Annotated in this window: 21 protein-coding genes; 10 read left to right on the top strand and 11 right to left on the bottom strand. The window is 43.8% G+C overall.

Annotated features, from left to right (window positions below; translation table 11 throughout):
- The first annotated feature begins 19 nt into the window (after positions 1 to 19).
- From ACQKMF_RS13695 to mnhG, 7 genes are read left to right on the top strand one after another with little or no spacing between them, the layout of a single operon-like run.
- Complete coding sequence (locus ACQKMF_RS13695) at positions 20 to 2,425, top strand: Na+/H+ antiporter subunit A (RefSeq protein ID WP_427573663.1); 2,406 nt, start codon at positions 20 to 22, stop codon at positions 2,423 to 2,425.
- Positions 2,422 to 2,844 carry a Na(+)/H(+) antiporter subunit B gene (locus tag ACQKMF_RS13690; RefSeq protein WP_098371445.1) on the top strand — a complete coding sequence of 141 codons (423 nt, stop codon included), beginning with the start codon at positions 2,422 to 2,424 and terminating at the stop codon, positions 2,842 to 2,844. The genes ACQKMF_RS13695 and ACQKMF_RS13690 overlap by 4 nt, the downstream gene beginning before the upstream one ends.
- The gene (locus tag ACQKMF_RS13685; RefSeq protein WP_076368129.1) at positions 2,844 to 3,185 is read left to right on the top strand and encodes a Na(+)/H(+) antiporter subunit C; all 342 of its coding nucleotides are present in this window, start codon (positions 2,844 to 2,846) and stop codon (positions 3,183 to 3,185) included. Before ACQKMF_RS13690 ends, ACQKMF_RS13685 begins: the two co-directional genes overlap by 1 nt.
- Positions 3,178 to 4,659, top strand: a complete 1,482-nt coding sequence (locus ACQKMF_RS13680) for a Na+/H+ antiporter subunit D (protein ID WP_427573661.1) — start codon at positions 3,178 to 3,180, stop codon at positions 4,657 to 4,659. The genes ACQKMF_RS13685 and ACQKMF_RS13680 overlap by 8 nt, the downstream gene beginning before the upstream one ends.
- A gap of 6 nt (positions 4,660 to 4,665) precedes the next feature.
- Entirely contained in the window at positions 4,666 to 5,142 is a 477-nt protein-coding gene (locus tag ACQKMF_RS13675; protein ID WP_101223618.1) for a Na+/H+ antiporter subunit E, read from the top strand.
- Positions 5,143 to 5,153: 11 nt separating this feature from the next.
- Positions 5,154 to 5,426, top strand: coding sequence for a Na(+)/H(+) antiporter subunit F1 (locus ACQKMF_RS13670; protein WP_370023645.1), 273 nt, complete (start codon positions 5,154 to 5,156; stop codon positions 5,424 to 5,426).
- Positions 5,410 to 5,748, top strand: coding sequence for a monovalent cation/H(+) antiporter subunit G (gene mnhG, locus ACQKMF_RS13665; RefSeq protein WP_427573658.1), 339 nt, complete (start codon positions 5,410 to 5,412; stop codon positions 5,746 to 5,748). The genes ACQKMF_RS13670 and mnhG overlap by 17 nt, the downstream gene beginning before the upstream one ends.
- A 53-nt stretch (positions 5,749 to 5,801) precedes the next feature.
- On the opposite strand, the gene ACQKMF_RS13660 is transcribed toward mnhG, so the two are convergent.
- The 6 genes from ACQKMF_RS13660 to ACQKMF_RS13635 form a co-directional block, all read right to left on the bottom strand.
- Complete coding sequence (locus ACQKMF_RS13660) at positions 5,802 to 6,521, bottom strand: MOSC domain-containing protein (RefSeq protein WP_101223620.1); 720 nt, start codon at positions 6,519 to 6,521, stop codon at positions 5,802 to 5,804.
- Positions 6,522 to 6,619: 98 nt separating this feature from the next.
- On the bottom strand, positions 6,620 to 7,018 hold the full coding sequence (locus tag ACQKMF_RS13655) for a hotdog fold thioesterase (RefSeq protein WP_427573656.1): 399 nt from the start codon (positions 7,016 to 7,018) through the stop codon (positions 6,620 to 6,622).
- A 115-nt stretch (positions 7,019 to 7,133) separates the two neighbouring features.
- On the bottom strand, positions 7,134 to 7,697 hold the full coding sequence (locus ACQKMF_RS13650) for a 5' nucleotidase, NT5C type (protein ID WP_101223622.1): 564 nt from the start codon (positions 7,695 to 7,697) through the stop codon (positions 7,134 to 7,136).
- Positions 7,698 to 7,712: 15 nt separating this feature from the next.
- The gene (locus ACQKMF_RS13645; protein ID WP_101223623.1) at positions 7,713 to 8,810 is read right to left on the bottom strand and encodes an FAD-dependent monooxygenase; all 1,098 of its coding nucleotides are present in this window, start codon (positions 8,808 to 8,810) and stop codon (positions 7,713 to 7,715) included.
- Positions 8,811 to 8,834: 24 nt separating this feature from the next.
- On the bottom strand, positions 8,835 to 9,929 hold the full coding sequence (gene ribD, locus ACQKMF_RS13640) for a bifunctional diaminohydroxyphosphoribosylaminopyrimidine deaminase/5-amino-6-(5-phosphoribosylamino)uracil reductase RibD (RefSeq protein WP_402943775.1): 1,095 nt from the start codon (positions 9,927 to 9,929) through the stop codon (positions 8,835 to 8,837).
- Positions 9,930 to 9,942: 13 nt separating this feature from the next.
- Positions 9,943 to 10,692: a GTP cyclohydrolase II gene (locus tag ACQKMF_RS13635; RefSeq protein WP_101223625.1), complete on the bottom strand. Its 750-nt coding sequence runs from the start codon at positions 10,690 to 10,692 to the stop codon at positions 9,943 to 9,945.
- Between the two features lie 254 nt (positions 10,693 to 10,946).
- Here ACQKMF_RS13635 and ACQKMF_RS13630 point away from each other — a divergent pair, with 254 nt between their 5' ends.
- Positions 10,947 to 11,342, top strand: coding sequence for a hypothetical protein (locus tag ACQKMF_RS13630; protein ID WP_230176205.1), 396 nt, complete (start codon positions 10,947 to 10,949; stop codon positions 11,340 to 11,342).
- A 63-nt stretch (positions 11,343 to 11,405) separates the two neighbouring features.
- On the opposite strand, the gene ACQKMF_RS13625 is transcribed toward ACQKMF_RS13630, so the two are convergent.
- Positions 11,406 to 12,911, bottom strand: coding sequence for a leucyl aminopeptidase (locus ACQKMF_RS13625; protein ID WP_427573653.1), 1,506 nt, complete (start codon positions 12,909 to 12,911; stop codon positions 11,406 to 11,408).
- A 270-nt stretch (positions 12,912 to 13,181) separates the two neighbouring features.
- Between ACQKMF_RS13625 and ACQKMF_RS13620 the strand changes: the two genes are divergently transcribed.
- Together ACQKMF_RS13620 and ACQKMF_RS13615 are read left to right on the top strand one after the other, a co-directional pair.
- Positions 13,182 to 13,664 carry a divergent PAP2 family protein gene (locus tag ACQKMF_RS13620; protein ID WP_101223628.1) on the top strand — a complete coding sequence of 161 codons (483 nt, stop codon included), beginning with the start codon at positions 13,182 to 13,184 and terminating at the stop codon, positions 13,662 to 13,664.
- Positions 13,665 to 14,462 carry a cobalamin-binding protein gene (locus tag ACQKMF_RS13615; RefSeq protein WP_427573651.1) on the top strand — a complete coding sequence of 266 codons (798 nt, stop codon included), beginning with the start codon at positions 13,665 to 13,667 and terminating at the stop codon, positions 14,460 to 14,462.
- Between the two features lie 78 nt (positions 14,463 to 14,540).
- On the opposite strand, the gene ACQKMF_RS13610 is transcribed toward ACQKMF_RS13615, so the two are convergent.
- From ACQKMF_RS13610 to ACQKMF_RS13595, 4 genes are all read right to left on the bottom strand, one after another.
- Positions 14,541 to 15,095 carry a 3D domain-containing protein gene (locus ACQKMF_RS13610; protein WP_397315667.1) on the bottom strand — a complete coding sequence of 185 codons (555 nt, stop codon included), beginning with the start codon at positions 15,093 to 15,095 and terminating at the stop codon, positions 14,541 to 14,543.
- A gap of 268 nt (positions 15,096 to 15,363) precedes the next feature.
- A complete protein-coding gene (locus ACQKMF_RS13605) occupies positions 15,364 to 15,681 on the bottom strand; it encodes a YuiB family protein (RefSeq protein ID WP_063234052.1) in 318 nt (105 codons plus the stop codon).
- Between the two features lie 108 nt (positions 15,682 to 15,789).
- A complete protein-coding gene (locus ACQKMF_RS13600; protein ID WP_241592845.1) occupies positions 15,790 to 16,269 on the bottom strand; it encodes an NUDIX domain-containing protein in 480 nt (159 codons plus the stop codon).
- Positions 16,270 to 16,473: 204 nt separating this feature from the next.
- Positions 16,474 to 17,688, bottom strand: a complete 1,215-nt coding sequence (locus ACQKMF_RS13595) for an NAD(P)/FAD-dependent oxidoreductase (protein WP_101223631.1) — start codon at positions 17,686 to 17,688, stop codon at positions 16,474 to 16,476.
- Positions 17,689 to 18,048: the final 360 nt, after the last annotated feature.

Here is an 18,048-nt window from a genome sequence, read left to right as displayed (position 1 = left end):
TTAAAAAAGGGGGGAGTTTATGTCTTTACTTCATTGGGCGGTATTATCACCGTTTCTATTAGCACTTATTGTACCGATATTGTACAAACTATTTCGACAAATACATACAGGATGGTTTGTTTTGATTTTACCGATTCTCCTTTTCACCTATTTTTCAAGGTTCATTTCCTTGACCAAACAAGGGGATATCATTATGGAAAGGGCAACATGGATTCCTTCTCTCGGAATTCATGTTGATTTCTATGTAGATGGACTAGGGCTTTTGTTCGCCTTGCTCATTACAGGTATAGGTTCACTCGTCGTTCTGTATTCAATTTTCTATTTATCGAAAGTGAAAGAAAAGCTGAACCAATTTTACGTCTTCCTTTTACTTTTCATGGGAGCAATGCTTGGTGTCGTCCTATCCGATAACCTAATTGTCCTTTATTCGTTTTGGGAATTCACGAGTTTATCATCTTTTCTATTGATAGGATATTGGAATGAAAGGGAGCGTTCGCGTTATGGAGCGCAGAAATCCCTGCTGATCACTGTGCTTGGAGGCTTAAGCATGCTTGGTGGCATCATTCTCCTTTCCGTTATGGGGAACACATTCAGCATACGTGAATTGATTGCCCAAAGCGGGGAACTTATGGACCACTCGCTCTTCGTTCCTGCACTTTTGCTTGTGCTGCTTGGCGCGTTCACTAAATCCGCACAGTTTCCTTTCCATATCTGGCTTCCTGACGCTATGGAAGCCCCGACACCGGTCAGTGCTTACCTTCATTCCGCCACAATGGTCAAGGCCGGAATTTATTTGGTTGCCCGATTAAGCCCTGTTTTTGCAGAATCAGGATTATGGTTCTGGCTCGTTTCGATCGCCGGATTGATCACCCTGTTCTGGGGTTCATTCTCTGCTATCAAGCAGACTGATTTAAAGGGGATTCTCGCTTTTTCCACCATCAGTCAGCTCGGATTGATCATGTCGCTTTTGGGACTTGGTGCGGCGGCCCTTCACTATGAGTCTTTAGGGGAAAATATATACTTGGCAGCTACTGTTGCAGCAGTATTCCACTTGATTAATCATGCGACCTTCAAAGGCAGCCTTTTCATGGTTGCAGGCATCATTGATCATGAAACCGGTACACGTGATATCAGAAAGCTAGGCGGATTGATGCAGTTGATGCCGATCACTTTCACCGTCGCTGTCATAGGTGCTTTTTCAATGGCTGGACTTCCGCCCTTCAATGGTTTTTTAAGCAAGGAAATGTTCTTGGCCAGCATGGTGAATGTGTTGGAATTGAATATCTTCAATATGGAGACATGGGGGGGCCTGTTCCCTGTGGTGGCATGGGTAGCCAGTGTATTCACTTTTATTTATAGCATGATCGTCGTGCTCAAACCCTTTACAGGCAAACTTCAGTTACAACTATTGGACAAGAAGCCCCACGAGGCGCCGATTGGGATGCTGATATCCCCGATCATCCTTGCTTCGTTGGTCATCGTTTTCGGTATTTTTCCAAACTTGCTATCTTCATCAATCATTAAACCTGCGGTAGCCGGCATACAGCCAAGCTTGGCGGGACCGGACTTCCAAGTCCATATCGCCTTCTGGCATGGATTCCAACCTGAAGTATGGATGACCATCGGCATCATAGCAGTTGGAATCCTTTTATACAAAACGCTTCCAAAGTGGCAAAAGATCACCCAGTGGATTCCTGAACGTATATCCCTGAATGCGTTGTATGATAACGGGGTTAGAGGGCTCGAACGCTCAGCTTCCATCGTCATGAAAGTGTTAATGACAGGTTCGATTCGGACTTATCTGCTTTCAATCTTCCTTTTCTTCATTCTTTCCTTGGGCTTTTCGCTCTATCGGAAGGATGCATTTAAATTGGATACAGGGAATTTTGCCCCGATCGGCATATATGAATTGGTATTAGCTGCGATCATCGTGATTGGCTCGATCGCCATTCTGTTTGCAAAATCCCGTTTAACTTCCATTATCATCTTAGGAGCCGTCGGTTATACGATTTCCCTATTTTTCGTTTTGCTGCGGGCACCGGATTTAGCCTTGACTCAACTAGTCATCGAAACGATTTCGGTATCGCTGTTTTTGCTCTGTTTCTTCCACCTTCCGTTAATGGCAAGCAGAAAGGAAGAACGGATGACATTCAAGTTGAATAATGCCCTGATATCCATTGGTGTAGGAGTCATCGTGACATTGATTGCCTTATCGGCACATAGCAATAAACTATTTGATTCCATCTCCAGTTACTATCTTGAAAATGCTTATAAGGAAGCAGGCGGGAAAAACGTCGTAAATGTCATTCTCGTTGACTTCCGCGGACTTGATACGATGTTTGAAATCAGTGTCCTTTCCATCGCTGCGCTCGGAATATTCGCGATGATCAAATTGCGTTTGACAGGGGGGAAAGATAAATCATGAAGCAAAATGACCTGATTCTCCAAACGGTTACGAAAGTCGCCGCCTTTGTTATCTTGCTGTTTGCGGTGGCCATCTTTTTAGGCGGGCATTATTCGCCAGGTGGCGGGTTTGTCGGCGGTTTAATGACTTCAGCCGCCATAGTCCTGCTGTTGCTCGCTTTCGACATTAAAACCGTCACCGGCATCTTGCCGATTGACTATAAATTAATGATCGGGTCAGGCTTGTTCATATCAAGCCTGACCGTGGCCGGCGGGCTGGTGTTCGGGGTGCCCCTCATGACACATGTTTATCATTATGTTGATTTACCGCTTCTTGGGCATATCTCGCTTCATACCGCGGTACTTTTTGATCTGGGTGTTTATCTTGTGGTTGTTGGTGTAACGATGACCATTATTCAAACGATAGGGGAGAGTGAATAATGGAACTTTTAATGGCCATTGTCATTGGAATACTATTTATGTGTGCGACCTATTTAATGCTTTCCAAAAGCATATTAAGAATCATAATCGGTACAGGGCTTCTAAGTCACGGCGCCCACCTTTTGATTTTGACGATGGGCGGTTTGAAAGGCGGTTCCGTTCCATTGCTAAGTGATGAAGCTGCATCCTATGTCGACCCGCTTCCGCAAGCGCTTATCTTGACGGCGATCGTCATCAGTTTCGGAGTCACATCATTTCTGCTGGTACTTGCTTATCGGACCTACCAGGAACTCGGTACGGATGACATGGAAGAAATGAGAGGTACGGAAGCGAATGAATAATCTTACTTTCCTGCCTGTTTTATGGCCGCTTTTCACAGGCATCCTTCTCATTTTCTTTGCCAAAAAAATCAAGCTGCAAAGAGGGATATCCCTTACTTCCTCTCTTATCGGGATTGTGATTTCCCTATATCTAGTATTTACGGTCCATACTCAAGGGATCCTGACTTTAGGTGTCGGCAGCTGGGATGCGCCATTCGGGATCGTGATCGTCGCAGATATGCTTTCTTCGCTGCTCGTACTGACCACGAATGTCATTGGATTTGCAATACTGCTTTACTCGTTTTACTCCATAGGGGAAGAACGTGAAAGACATTATTATTATCCTGTATTTCAATTTTTACTGATTGGAGTGAACGGTGCCTTCCTAACGGGGGATCTTTTCAATCTATTCGTATTTTTCGAAGTCATGCTGATGGCTTCCTACGTGCTGCTGGTACTGGGAGGTACGAAAATCCAGCTGAGGGAATCATTGAAGTATATCATCGTCAATGTACTATCCTCTTCCTTTTTCGTCATTATGGTGGCGTATCTTTATTCAGTTCTAGGCACATTGAACATGGCTGACATCAGCCAGAGGATAGCGGAAGTCAACCAGCCTGGTATCATCTCGGTGATAGCGATTGGGTTTCTGATCGTATTCGGTTTGAAGGGAGCCATTTTCCCGCTCTTCCAATGGCTTCCAGGTTCCTATTATGCTCCGCCCATTCCAGTAATGGCCCTATTCGGGGCATTGCTGACAAAGGTCGGGATCTATTCCATCTTCAGGACCTATACACTCATGTTTTATCATGACCAGGATTTCACCCATACTTTCCTTGCGATACTTGCTATCTTGACCATCATCATCGGTGTCATTGGTGCGGTAGCCTATTGGGATGTAAAAAAAATCATCATTTACAATATCATCATCGCAGTCGGGGTTATCCTATTCGGCATCTCCGTCATGAATGAACAGGCTTTATCGGGATCCATTCTATATATCATTCATGACATGCTGATCAAGGCTGCACTCTTCCTTCTGGTTGGCATCATGATCAAAATCAGCGGATCGGATGATCTACGGAACATGGGCGGCCTGATCAAGCAATACCCGGCCGTCGCATGGACCTTCTTCATAGCTGCCATATCATTGGCGGGAATTCCGCCGTTCAGCGGTTTTGCCGGCAAGCTCCTGATTCTTCAGGGAGCAGCAGAAAATGGGGCCTACTTAGGAATGGCCGTTGTCTTGCTTTCGAGCTTGGTGGTCCTATATTCCGTCATGAAAATATTCATGAATGGCTTTTGGGGAACTCCAAAAGCTGATTATGCCTTAACTAATAAAACGGTAAATAAAATGCTGGTTCCTGCCGTACTCCTTGTCATCATTTCCGTTTTATTCGGAGTAGGAACAGAATCAATATACCCATTCATAACGCAAGCTGTAGATTCATTAATGAATCCCGAAATCTATAACAAAGCGGTTTTAAAGGAGTAGTGCCAGATGTCATTCCAAATTTTACTGAATGTGTTCCTTGCGGTTATCTGGATGTTTTTGAAAAATGAGTTTAACGGGAGCACTTTTATCATCGGATATATATTGGGGCTCGGCATCATGTTCGTCTTCCGTCATTTTTTCAATGATCGTTTTTACTTGAAAAGGGTGAATGCCGTCTTTATATTGCTGCTCATATTCGCAAGGGAACTCATACTTTCCAACATTAGCGTCCTTAAGGCCGTGCTTAAACCGAACCTGGATATGAGACCCGGCATATTCGCATTTGAAACCGTGCTGACCAAGGATTGGGAAATTACGATACTATCGAATCTAATTACCCTGACACCAGGAACACTTGTCGTTGAAGTATCGGAAGATAATCGGATTCTTTATATCCACGCGATGGATATTGCCGACAAAGTCGAGGCCGTGGACAGCATTAAAAATACATTTGAAAAAGCGATTATGGAGGTGAGCAAATAATGTTCGATCTAATGCTTAAAATCGCGCTGCTAGGTGTTTCGCTTTCCATGATTGGATTCTTATACCGTTTAATCAAAGGGCCTTCCGTACCGGATCGGGTCATCGCACTCGATGCAATGGGAATCAATCTTATCGCAATCGTTGCACTTGCCTCCATTGTCATGGATACAAGCGCATATCTGGAAGCCATTCTTCTGCTCGGAATCCTATCTTTCATCGGAACGGTCGCTTTCGCCAAATTCCTTGAGAAAGGGGAGATAATCGAAGATGACCGCAATCGCTGAAATCCTATCGGCCCTATTCCTATTAATGGGAGTCTTTCTCTTTATAGTCTCGGCTTTCGGCATCATCCGGCTGCCCGACGTCTATACAAGAAATCACGCTGCCTCAAAAAGTTCGACACTTGGAATCATGTTCATCCTGATCGGCACCTTGTTATATTTTTATTATAAACATAGCCATTTCGATTTCAGGGTCGTGCTCGCAATCATCTTTATCTTCATGACCAGCCCTGTTGCCGGACATTTAATCATGCGCTCGGCTTATCATACTGGCGTAAAAATGTGGGATCGGAGTGTACAGGATGATTTAAAGGAAACCCGGTGATTCCTGCCATTGCAAAAGAGCTGCCCTGATTACAGGAGCAGCTCTTTTCTGCCTCAATCCTTTAAAAATACCTCATCGCCAACTCTGATTTCACCTGTTTGCATGACCGAGGCATATACGCCAAAATGATTTTTCCTTTCCTTGACCACAGTTTTCAAAAGTGATGGATCTCTCTGGGAATCGCTTGGATCGACAGTTATGATCATACAGCGTTCACAATGCCTTTTGATCTCCAATTCCACTTCATTTCCGATTAGAATCCTTTTTCCGAACCATTTCTCTTCTACAAAGGGCGTTTTGTTCACTAGAGATAGCACTAAATTTTGCCTGAATCTCCTGCCATCCAGTTCTTTTCCCCAAAGTTTTGTCAATTCGCCAATCGAGGCATCACTGACAAGCAGGATGTTTTCTTCTTCAATCGCTCCTAACGGAATATGTGCAGGGTGATAAACAACGGGTGCTGCCTCCTGTTTCAACAATCGGTCCATTTCCTCCTGAAAGGCTCCCTCTCCCCATGTCAGCACGTTTCCTGAAGGAGTCTTCACTTTGATTTCCGGATATTGGCCAAGGGTTTCCTCACCAGAAAAAACAGCTTGATAACGGACCATTTCCGGGACTTGGGTTATCGTCAGGAACTTCCCATTTTTATCTTTAAAGGCATGACTGCGATCTCCATATAGTCCATAGTCCATCACCTTCGTTTTCTGTACCTGTTCACCAGTGAATGATTTTACAGGATGACGGGTGATTTCTTGTATATGACCCACCAGCATAGAAAAACCTCTTTTCATACAATAGTCTACTGCCATCTTATACTTAAACCGGACACTGTAGAATCATTGCGTCCCTTTATTGAAATCGTCCTTTTGATTCACTTTGGCTTTGGTAAGTCGATAACCGCCAATGTACAGCGTGAAATGCAGATAAGATGATCCTCTTCATCACGGATTTTCACGTCCCATACCATCGTCGTCTTCCCGCGATGCAGGATGTTCCCTTCTGCGGTAACAACACCGGAACGGACGCCCCTAACATGATTTGCATTGATTTCAAGGCCGACGACAGCTTGTTTTGTACTATCTACCAGCATCATTCCTCCAAAGCTTGCAACGGATTCCGCAAGGGCAACGGACGCTCCCCCATGCAATAAACCATACGGCTGCCTAGTCCGTTCATCCACAGGCATCGTCGCAATGACTTTCCCCTCGCCGACTTCTTTCATTTCAATCCCAAGCGTGCCTATCAATGACTTTTCAATATTTCTCTCCATCCCATTACCCCCGACTCTCATGTTTTTTTACCAAAAAATGAATCGCTATTCATAATAGTATACATAAAAAGGATGACCCAAGTCTATCAAGTCATCCGTCAATAATGTAAATGTATTATTTGGAGAGGATTTCTTTTAATTCAAACCAGCTTGTCAGTCTTGGAATATCCAATTCCCTGTTATAGGAGTTATCCATTGCATACACTTTCGTTGGAATATCCAATAACGTTTCCAGCACCGCCGGTTTATCATCAAAATAATAATCCAATTCCAATTTGCGGATCGTATCAATTTTTTCATGATCCTTCATCCCACAGTAAAAATGGTCATCCTTAACCGGAAAGCCGTTTTCAATCAGCCATTTTTTCGTCCGTTCACCATGCTCCGCTTTTCTGGCGGTAATGTAATAGATTTCATGGCCATCACGCTCAAGCTCCTGCAGCGTTTCCACTGCGCCCTCGAAGGCTGGACAGGATGAATAATACACTTCATCGGCAAGGCTGTTCCACATTTTGCCCCCAGCCTCTTTATCAAGCCCGAAAGCTTCATGGATCTCCAACGTCTTTAAAGCTCTGAATTTCGTTAACTCTATATTCGTCTTAAGCTTTTCATTATAAAGATGGAACGCGAACTCCCTCAAGTTAATAAGGGTATCGTCAATATCAAAACCGAATTTCATATCCTTCACTCCTATTCAAACATAAGCTGCGGCAAACTGTGATGCGAAGGACATTTCCTTGTCCACCTGAATGGCCTGTAATCTTTCAATCTCGGCTTTTCTTTTTGGCTCAGCCATTTTAAGTCCAAGGAAGCCAGTATCCCCCTGCAGGATGCAGCCAGAAATAAGCTCGGCCAATATATCGGCATCCTTCATGGCACAATTGAGTCCGAACGCACCTGTAGGTGTCATCGTATGGGCTGCATCACCTAATAGAGCAACGCCATCCTTTGTCCACGTTTCACAATAGCTGCTGTAAACATCCAATAAAATGAAGTCCTGCCAAGAGCGGATATTTTCATACACAACCTTTTTTAATTCAGGGAAGGCAAAAAGCAAATCTTCTATGAACGGTTCAAAATGCTGTTTTCGCAAATGGGGATATGAACCATGTTCTATATTCCAGCCAATTTGGATGAAACCTCCAGCCTGGGTAAAGAGGGCAACCTGGGAGCCATTGACCAATGCCATCTTGATCGAAGGCTTCCACCCCTCCGGAGCAGGAATTTTTGCCCACAGTAAATCATAGCCATGATTTTTAATCACTACTGGTATCTCCGCTTTTTTTCTAACGATGGAAAATCTGCCGTCCGCTCCGATTATTAATGAACTTTGCACTTCCAGGTCATTTCCGCCATTTCGAGCCTTGACTCCCGTAAAACGGCCCATTTCATCCTGTATCAAGTCAGTAACCTTCGTATTCATCATCAATTTAAAAGAGTCCAGCTTTATGGCTTGATTCAATATAGCTGTAAGCAGATGATTTTGAGGGACATGTATCCCAACATGATCGACCGGCCATTCAGGGAAAATCCTTTTGAATATTTCGCCGTCATGCCAATATTCAATTTGTTCCATCCTTAGCAAGCCAAGTCTTTCCACACTCTCGAATAAACCGTGCTTTTTAAGAATGCCCTCTCCTTCATCGTTCAAGAACTCGCCCCTGAACTCCCTCGAAACCTCAGAATGCCTCTCAAGCAAAACGACTGAAATATCCTGCTTGGCCAATAGGTAAGCCAGCAGCGCTCCACCAGGACCTGATCCGACTATGCATACATCTGATTTAACCAACATGCTTCTTCACCTGTTGTCTATTTTTTATTTAGGATAAGCCGTGATGCGTATGTCCTCACCAAACGTTTCCACGCCAGAGAAGGAAACATCCATCGCTTCATCCATCGTATCCACATTCATTCCAGTAAACGGTGTTAGTGAGTTTCTTCCGCCCAATAGTTTAGGGGCTATATAAATCAAGAATTTATCGATGAGCCCTTCCCTAAGGAATGAGGCATTCACTTCGCTTCCGCCTTCCAGCAAGACATCCGTAATCCCCTTTTTATACAGCTCTTCCATCAAAGCCCTTAGATTTAGTCCCGTCTCGTTTTTGGGGACGAAAATGAATTCGATCCCTCTTTCACGTAGAAGGTCCATTTTATCCGCAGGTGCATTTTCCTGCGTCACGATCAAGGTTTTCGCATCTGATGCTTGTACAACATTGGCATCCAAGGGAACCCGTAATTCACTGTCTAAAATGACTCGGATCGGATTTTTCCCTCCACCCGCCGGAAGTCTGGTCGTCAGTGATGGATCATCGGCCAACACAGTCCCGATACCAACTAGAATGGCATCCACCTCATCACGCAGCAAATGAACGGAGTGACGTGATTCTTCTCCTGTTATCCATTTTGAATGACCTGTGTGGGTTGCAAGTTTTCCATCGAGCGTCATCGCATACTTCGATATGACAAATGGACGATTCGTCAGCATATTGTGAATGAAACGCTCATTCAGCCTTTGAGCTTCCTTTTCCAGGACGCCAACTTCCACTTCAATGCCCGCATCCTTTATGATCGATATCCCCCTGCCGGCTACTTCCGGATTCGGATCTTGAGTAGCCACGACAACCCGCCGGACACCTGATTCTTTCACCAAATTTGCACAAGGAGGTGTCTTTCCATAATGGGAACAAGGTTCAAGAGTCACATATAGCGTTGCACCTTCTGCATACTCACCCGCCATTTTGAAAGCATGTACTTCCGCATGCGGTTCACCCGCTTTACGGTGAATCCCTGTCCCGGCTATCACACCGTCTTTGACTATGACTGCACCGACCACCGGATTCGGATTCGTCTTTCCTTTAGCACTGGCTGCCAAATCCAGTGCCAGCTTCATGTAATATTGATCATCATTCATACTATAGCTCTCCTTATACAATCAAAGTTGGCTTCTTTTGAGGAATATGTCCAGACTTCTTAACTTTTGTATCGAGATAGAAACTATTATCTTCCGTCAAACCGCCCCAAAGCGGAATATGGTCCTTTGCCGCAAGTCCATGCTTCATGAGGGCATCCAGCTTTTTGGGGTTGTTCGTGATTAAAGTCACAGGATCCTTGCGGAGTTCCCTCAACACGCGGATGGCTCCCTCGTAAGATCGCGTATCATCCTCGAATCCTAAAGCCTCATTCGCCTCGACCGTGTCATAACCTTCCTGCTGAAGCAAATAGGCAAGAGATTTTGAAAACAGGCCGATCCCTCTTCCTTCATGGTCCGCAAGGTAAAAAATGGCCCCGCACCCATGCTCGGCTATCATCTTCATAGATTGGTGGAGCTGGTAGCCGCAATCACAGCGTTTACTGCCGAAGATATCACCTGTGTGACAGATGCTATGCATCCGGACAAGTGCATCCTCCGACTTTTTAAAGTCACCATATACCAATACGGAGGATTGCTGTCCGAAAGCGAGGTTGGCTTCCGAGAGCGAATCAAGCACCGCTTCCTTGCCATTATCCGCGCCATCAAGCTGTAGCCATGTATACCATTGGAAAACCGTTGAGAAATCTCCTTGCTCAACAGGCAGGTTCACAGGCCCTACAAGGCATATATCAGCTTTTCCCGGTGTTTTTATGATATTCATTTTATCTATTAAAAGGTTTTTTGTTTCCTCGGTTATTTTCATGTTAACATCACCTATTTTTAATTTATAGTGTGCCTTCTCCTTACTTTAGGTAAGTAAGTATATTACTATACACTATACCTGTCAATGAAGCAGTTTACAAATAATAGTGTGTCTTTGATCATAATTTTCAAGAAGTTTATTTGCAGAAGAATGGTCAATCCCAAACCGCTATCATATCGGCTGGCCTTTATACATATTTTAACGTATAACGAAAACGTGTCTATAGACAGACTTAAGGAAAGGAAGAAAACCTTTTGGAGGATTTCCCTTATTTTTTATACGACCCTATCCTGTTTCCGCCTCACGCCAGAGCAATGAATATGAATCGGGAACGGGAAGGAACTCTGCGTCCCTACTCGGCAACCAATCCGGATCTGCTAGTTAAATCGGCAAAGACCTCGCAATCCCTAATGGTTGATGTAAAAAAAGTCATGGATACTTTAGCCACATCCAAACCCTTCTCGAACCGGTTGATGACTGCTGCCCAAGCATCACAAAAAAATGTCGTGATCGATATGATCCGAAAGATAGGAATTAAGAACGAACCTGATATCACATATAACCCCGATGGAATCCGTTTTGATTTCTATCCTAAAGCAGGGGAAGAAAATTGCCATATCATCGTCAGCTTAAAATGGAGGGATGTATAACGTTCGTCCAACACCTTTTTGGTAAAAAAACCGAAGCCTATTTTCGGCTTCGGATATTTGGGTTCATCTTGTTTTCTTTTCAAAGGTTTCGACCAATAGTGCAAGCGTGCGTGCCATGACACCGGTAGCCCCCGCCGTGCACAATTCAGAGCTGCTCGAGGTAGTGGATGTTCCGGCAATATCCAGATGGACCCACGGAGTGTCTTCGGCAAATTCGCCGATGAAGGCCCCGCCCATGATCGCATGTCCTGCCCCTCCAGGTGAATTATTCAAATCCGCTATTTTACTGTTGCGTACCCGCTCTTTATCCTTTTCTGTAATCGGCAATCTCCAAATGGGCTCCCCGGCCTCCTCTGAGGCTTTGACCACTTGTTCATAGAATTCCGTGTCATTTGTCATTGCTCCCGTCATATCCATGCCCAGTGCGGTTATGACACCACCCGTTAAAGTGGCAACGTCAATAAGATAGTCTGCACCATGATGTTTTGCGTATGTCATGGCATCCGCCAAAACCAGCCGGCCTTCCGCATCCGTATTCAATACCTCTATCGTCTTGCCGCTCATGGCAGTGATCACATCATCCGGCTTGAATGCATCACCGCTGATCATATTATCAGTGGAAGGAATGACAGCCACGACATTTTGGTCCGGTCCTAATTCACCGATTATTTCCATTGCACCTAAAACAGCTGCCGCACCGCCCATATCCGTCTTCATTCCAACGATTCCGGCCTTCGTTTTCAATGAGTATCCACCCGTATCGAATGTGATGCCTTTACCTACCAACCCGATAACATCCTTCCATTCATCCTTACCTTGATACTTCAGGACGATCATTTTCGGAGGCTCGACCGAACCTTGATTGACAGCAAGGAGTGCACCCATTCCCAACTTAAGCATATCCTCCTTCTCGAGGATCTCCACTTCAAAACCATAACGTTCACCCAAGGCAGATGAATAATCCGCCAAATCCGTGGAAGTCAACAAATTGCCTGGCGTGTTGACCAATGTTCTCGCTGAATTCGTCGCCCTTCCGAAAATTCTCCCTACATGAAGCGCGGCACCGACCTCTTCTTGATCATATTCACTGTATACCGTAATCGATTCAAGGCTTTTTTCGACCTGGTTCGATTTTTGCTTGTATCCGTCAAATTTATAGGAAGCAAGTTCGAAAGCCTCGGAACATGCATGCGCTGCATCCAACGCATCCAGATTTTCAGTCGTGAATGTATCCAAAGCGATTGAAAGTGTCGTAATCTTGGATTCTTTTATCGTCTTACGAGCTTTTCCCAACGCTTCGCGGAGCGTTTCAAAGGATAGCTCCTTTTCCTTGCCCAACCCTACAAAAATCAATCTCTTTATGCCTAATTTACCTAATGTATGTATTTTGACCACTGATTTTTTCCTGGAAGAGATTTCCCCCTCCTTCACTAACTCTGTTAGCTGGCCGTCCAATCGTTCATCTGCTTCTTTTCCTATGCCTGAGAATTTTACGGGTCTGTCAAATACGCCTAAAATCAGGCATTCGTCAATCAAATCTATATTCAAGGAATCTTTTACTGTGAACATTCTGCTACCTCCTCCATTCGATTACATTCATTATAACGAAATCTTCAAAAATTTTCGAATAAGGCCCGCAAAAATAATAATAACAAGTGATATTGTTTAGAATGAGTGACTTTAGAGTAATAGTATAAGAAAGATCATATTTATACTTATACCAGCAGGGAATCGACAGGACTGAATGGAACTAATAATAAGGGCCTTATTCCGAGCAGGATGTAATTACCCATATATGGTTTTCATCTTTACTTATAACTAGAAAGAAGGCTGATACTCTTGGAATTATTACTCAACTTCCCTTTAATCGCAGCATTGATTGCCATTTTCTTTGCTCAATTCATTAAAGTGCCCATCCACTTCATAGCATTTCGTAAAGTAAACTGGTCACTCATTAACTCAACAGGCGGTATGCCAAGCTCCCACTCAGCGGCCGTGTCAGCCCTAACCGTAGCGGTAGGGATCGAAACCGGTATGAAATCCCCTGTATTTGCCGTTGCCGCGATTTTTGCAGTCATCACGATGTTCGATGCGACAGGTGTGAGACGGCAGGCAGGAGAACAGGCGGCCGTCTTGAACCAGCTCGTTACGGACTTCAATACATTTGTCGAGCAAGCAAAGAACTGGCAGAAAAAAGCAGATAAACAGAAACAGCAACAATTAAAGGAACTGTTGGGACATAAGCCAATCGAGGTATTTTTCGGAGCCTTGACCGGAGTATTCATTGCGCTGGCACTTCACTTTTTCATCTTTCAAGGGTAGGTGTTCAATTTGAAAATAATCTCTCTTTGCCCCAGCAATACGGAACTCTGCACATATCTAGGGATTGAAGATCAGCTGATCGCCATCGATGACTACTCTGATTGGCCTGAAACCTTACAGCACCTTCCTAAGGTGGGGCCCGATTTATCCATTGATATCGATCATGTAGAATCACTAAAACCCGATTTGGTGTTGGCTTCACTAAGTGTACCGGGCATGGAAAAAAATATTGAGGGGCTAAAAGAACGGAACATCCCTCATATCATCTTCAACCCGCAATCACTTGAAGATATCGCAAAAGATTTACTGACCTTGGGCGATGCCATGAATCTTAAGGAAAAAGCAGAGGAACAGGCTGCCAAATTCCGTGATGCCATCCTTCAATACAAAAACGTCGCAGACAAAATCGAAACAAAGCCGTCGCTGTATTGGGAATGGTGGCCTAATCCCTTATTCAGCCCCGGGGGAGTTAATTGGTTATCCGAGATCAGCACGCTTGCGGGAGGATATAACCTTTTCGAAGATGTCGACATGGCAAGCATTCAAGTCACTTCCGAAGAGGTCCAAAAAAAGGATCCCGACCATATTTGCTTAGCTTGGGTCGGTGTCCCTTTACGAAAAGTAAACCCGGAGCTGGTCAAGAAACGGAAAGGGTGGACTGATATGAAGGCAGTCCGGAATAACAATATTCACATAATGGAAGAGCCTTTATTCTGCCGCCCCTCCCCGCGATTACTGGATGGGCTTTCCAAATTGGCAAAGACTCTGCATCCTGAAGCCTACAAAATCATGGACTAAGGCGTCCCGAACGGAAAACAGACAATCAAAAAGGCTGCCTCAATTGAGGCAGCCTTTCGCTTTCACCTTTGTCCATCATTAAAAAGCAAAGGAAGCTACATTATCGTTCAATGTTTTCTGAGCGATTTTAGGCTTGAATACCTGCCTGATCTTGGTTTCATTCAACTTGCTTAACTGTTCTTCGGATAACTCGCCGTTCCCTTTTTGGACAACATATACTTCAAGGGTTTTCTTCCCCCAATTCTCATATACATCTTGTACCGTTTCATAGTATAGATCCAGGTGGTTTCCTTTGATTGCACCACCCTTGTCCGCTACAACCCCATATCCATAGCCCGGAATCCATAGGATGGTTCCAAGAGGGAATACGGTAAGATCGGCGGCAATGGTGGAAAACAGATCCCGTTTCACCTTCACCCCTGAATAAGTGATACCATAGGATGGGCTTTCCGGGTACTTTCCGGTAGATTCATACCCTGCTGTATATCCTGTAGCCAAGACTTCATGCTTCGGATATTTCGAGAGCTCGATTGCCTCCGCTATCGTCACGGGACCATCGCTTGTGGATGCGGATGCCATTAGCGTCGCCACTTGACCTCCACTATGGATGGCTTTATATTCGAGACCAAGCATTCGATGCTTTCTCATCACCTCTTCAAAAGGATGATCCACAGGCACGGCCCCAAAAACATGAGTTAAGGTCGAATCGATGGCCAAGATAAATAATATGATAATAGCAACCCTCAAAAATAACGCCTTGACAATCTTCATATGTATTAGTTCCACTCCTCTCACAAGGATATTTGTTCCCCTTCCAGAGTGAAAGTATTCATAAAGCATGAAAAGATCTAATTTTTCTTACAAAAAAAGGCCCGTCCATAAATGACGGCCCTTCTCATTATTAAAACATTTGATATCCTTTATTCCTTAGAATCCTGATGACCACACCAGCTAAAACCGCGCCAAGCAGCCCACTTGATAAAATGATGATGTCTGCCGTATGCAAGGAAGTGAGGTTCGTTCCAAGATTTGAAAAAGAAATTCCCGGATTTCTAAAATATTCTATTAGCTTTGTTTCATTGACAATGATGATGAAGACAATTGGAAATAAGATGACCATGATCCACGAAGAACGAAAGAGCATATTCAGCAAAAAGCCAATTCCGAAAAACAATATGAAAAATAAGAGTATTGAGATAATTAAAACAGGCAATGGCATGTTATTCTTGACCCTCCTTAAAAACCGACACCTTTAGTTTACTGAAAAAATAATTGCTGCGTCAACGACTTATACCAAATAATTCCGAAGAAAAGATAATTACCCAAATTACATGAATAATTTATATGATGTATACCCAAATTGATCTCCCGGGTTCAATCCGTCAAGCATCGTCTGCATTCTCTCCTTTTTAAAAGCTAAAAGCTGTTCCAATAGTAATGATTGCTTCCCTTCCTGCATGAGTAAATCAGGGTCATAAAATTTAGCTTCATATAGTTCATCCAACTGAGCGGTTACTTCAAAACTGACCGGTTTAAGTAAAAATATCAACATATTATCACTAATATTCCCTTTAATGACTCCGCTTCTCACTCCTACAATGCCTTCAATTTCTGTATGAATACCCGTCTCCTCCAACACTTCCCTTACGACAGCTTCATCGACGGTTTCATCACTTTTGACAAAACCTGCCGGAAGCGACCATTGCCCTTTCAATCCGCCATACCTTTTATTCACGACCAGCCATTCACCCTTATCAGATATCACAAGGCCGGACACTGCAAGCCAAACATTTTTGCATCGTTCCACCAAGAACCACTCCCCCCTATATTCATAGTAAACTTCAAACAGCAGAAGACCATACGATTAAGCTTCGTCATCCAAACCCCATTATATTCCACATAAGAACCGTGCATACTCCGATTGATGGCACGCTCACCCATTGTTGGGATGTCAATGAAAAAGCCATTCAGGGAAATTCCCCAAATGGCCTTTATTTATATATAGAAAAAATTAAAGGACGTTGAATTTACCTTTTTTAGCAACAAGGGAAGCTCCGCCAATCATTAACAACGCTCTGTTATCAACCATCTTCTTCAGGAATGATGCAGTCTTACCTGTAACTTTCTTGCCGAATACAACACCAATCGCGTTGTCTTCACCAAGTGAACATACCGTTCCTTTGTTTTCGAAAGTGAACGTTTCAAGGTCACTTTCGTTACGAACCAATTTAGTCAGGTTCTTCGCAATGACCTCACCTTGCTGCATCGCGATTTGTGCGGTAGGTGGATATGGACGGTTTATTTCCTCGTTGATGATCAAAGCGCAGTCCCCTACGATAAAGATATCGTCATGACCCGGTGCCCGCATGTCAAGGTTCACTTTAATACGTCCGCGCATAGCTTCAAAACCGGAAGCCTCTATCACGGAGTTTCCTCGTACGCCAGCTGCCCACACTACGGTTCCCGCTTTGATTTCTTCCACTTCATCTTCGCCTTTTGCCACGATGATGCCTTCAGGAGTCGCTCCCTTGATCGGTGTTCCGATTTTGAATTCGACACCTTTTTTCTCAAGGTAAGATACTGCATAATCCACCAATTCCGGATCGAAGCCAGGGAGGACGGCTGGTGCTGCCTCCACACAATACATACGAACCTTTTGGAAATCGATGTCGTATTCTTTACAAAGTTCAGGGACACGGTTAGCCAATTCGCCTAGGAATTCGATTCCCGTAAATCCTGCTCCTCCAACAACGATCGTCAAGCGGTCTTCATTCTTTTCGACCTCAGAACTGTACGTAGCAAATTGCAATTGGATATGGTCACGGATTTTACGTGCCGTGTTCACGTTAGAAATAGAGAAAGCATATTCTTTTAGCCCTTGGATTCCGAACGTTTCCGATTCAGGTCCAAGTCCAATCACTAAGTAATCATAAGAAATTTCGCCGTTTTCAAGGATGACTTTTTTGGTCTCTGTTTTCACTTCCAAAACAGAATCCTGGATGAATTTAACTTTGTTGTTAATGACACTTTTGATAGGATACCGCACACGATCATGATGAAGCGTTCCAGCCGATGCTTCATGCAGCCATGTTGTTTCATAGTGGTAATCATTTTTGTTAACTAATACGATTTCTGCTTCATTTTGACCTAATGCCTTCTGTAAGCGAGTAACAGTCATCAATCCACCATAACCTGCTCCTAAAACAACGATAGTTGGCTTTTTCAAAAGTATTCTTCCACCTTTACGATATTTTCTTGTGATGCTTTCCATAACTAAAATATATTGTCTATCTTATTAATTTCCATTATAAAAAGCACTCTTATACATTTGTGACGTATTTCACGTAACACTTCGTAATTGTCATGAAAAATTCATAAAAATTTTACCTAATGATGTCTAAGTAAATATTAGTCTTTTTCCATACCTTTTTCAAGTAACAAACCGAACTTTTTAGGGTTAAAATCACGCCGAAAAACGTTACTTTTCACCCGGCTGCTATCCATATTTTTACGATATGCTAACATTGGCAAAGGGCAATTTTCCCCACTTTTGAAAGAGGATAAAGAACATTCATCATTAAACCGC

This window comes from Peribacillus sp. NPDC101480 (assembly GCF_050277335.1).
In the GTDB taxonomy this organism is placed as follows: Bacteria; Bacillota; Bacilli; order Bacillales; family DSM-1321; genus Peribacillus.
Note: the sequence above shows the minus strand (reverse complement) of the source record. Positions and strands in the feature narration are given on the sequence as shown.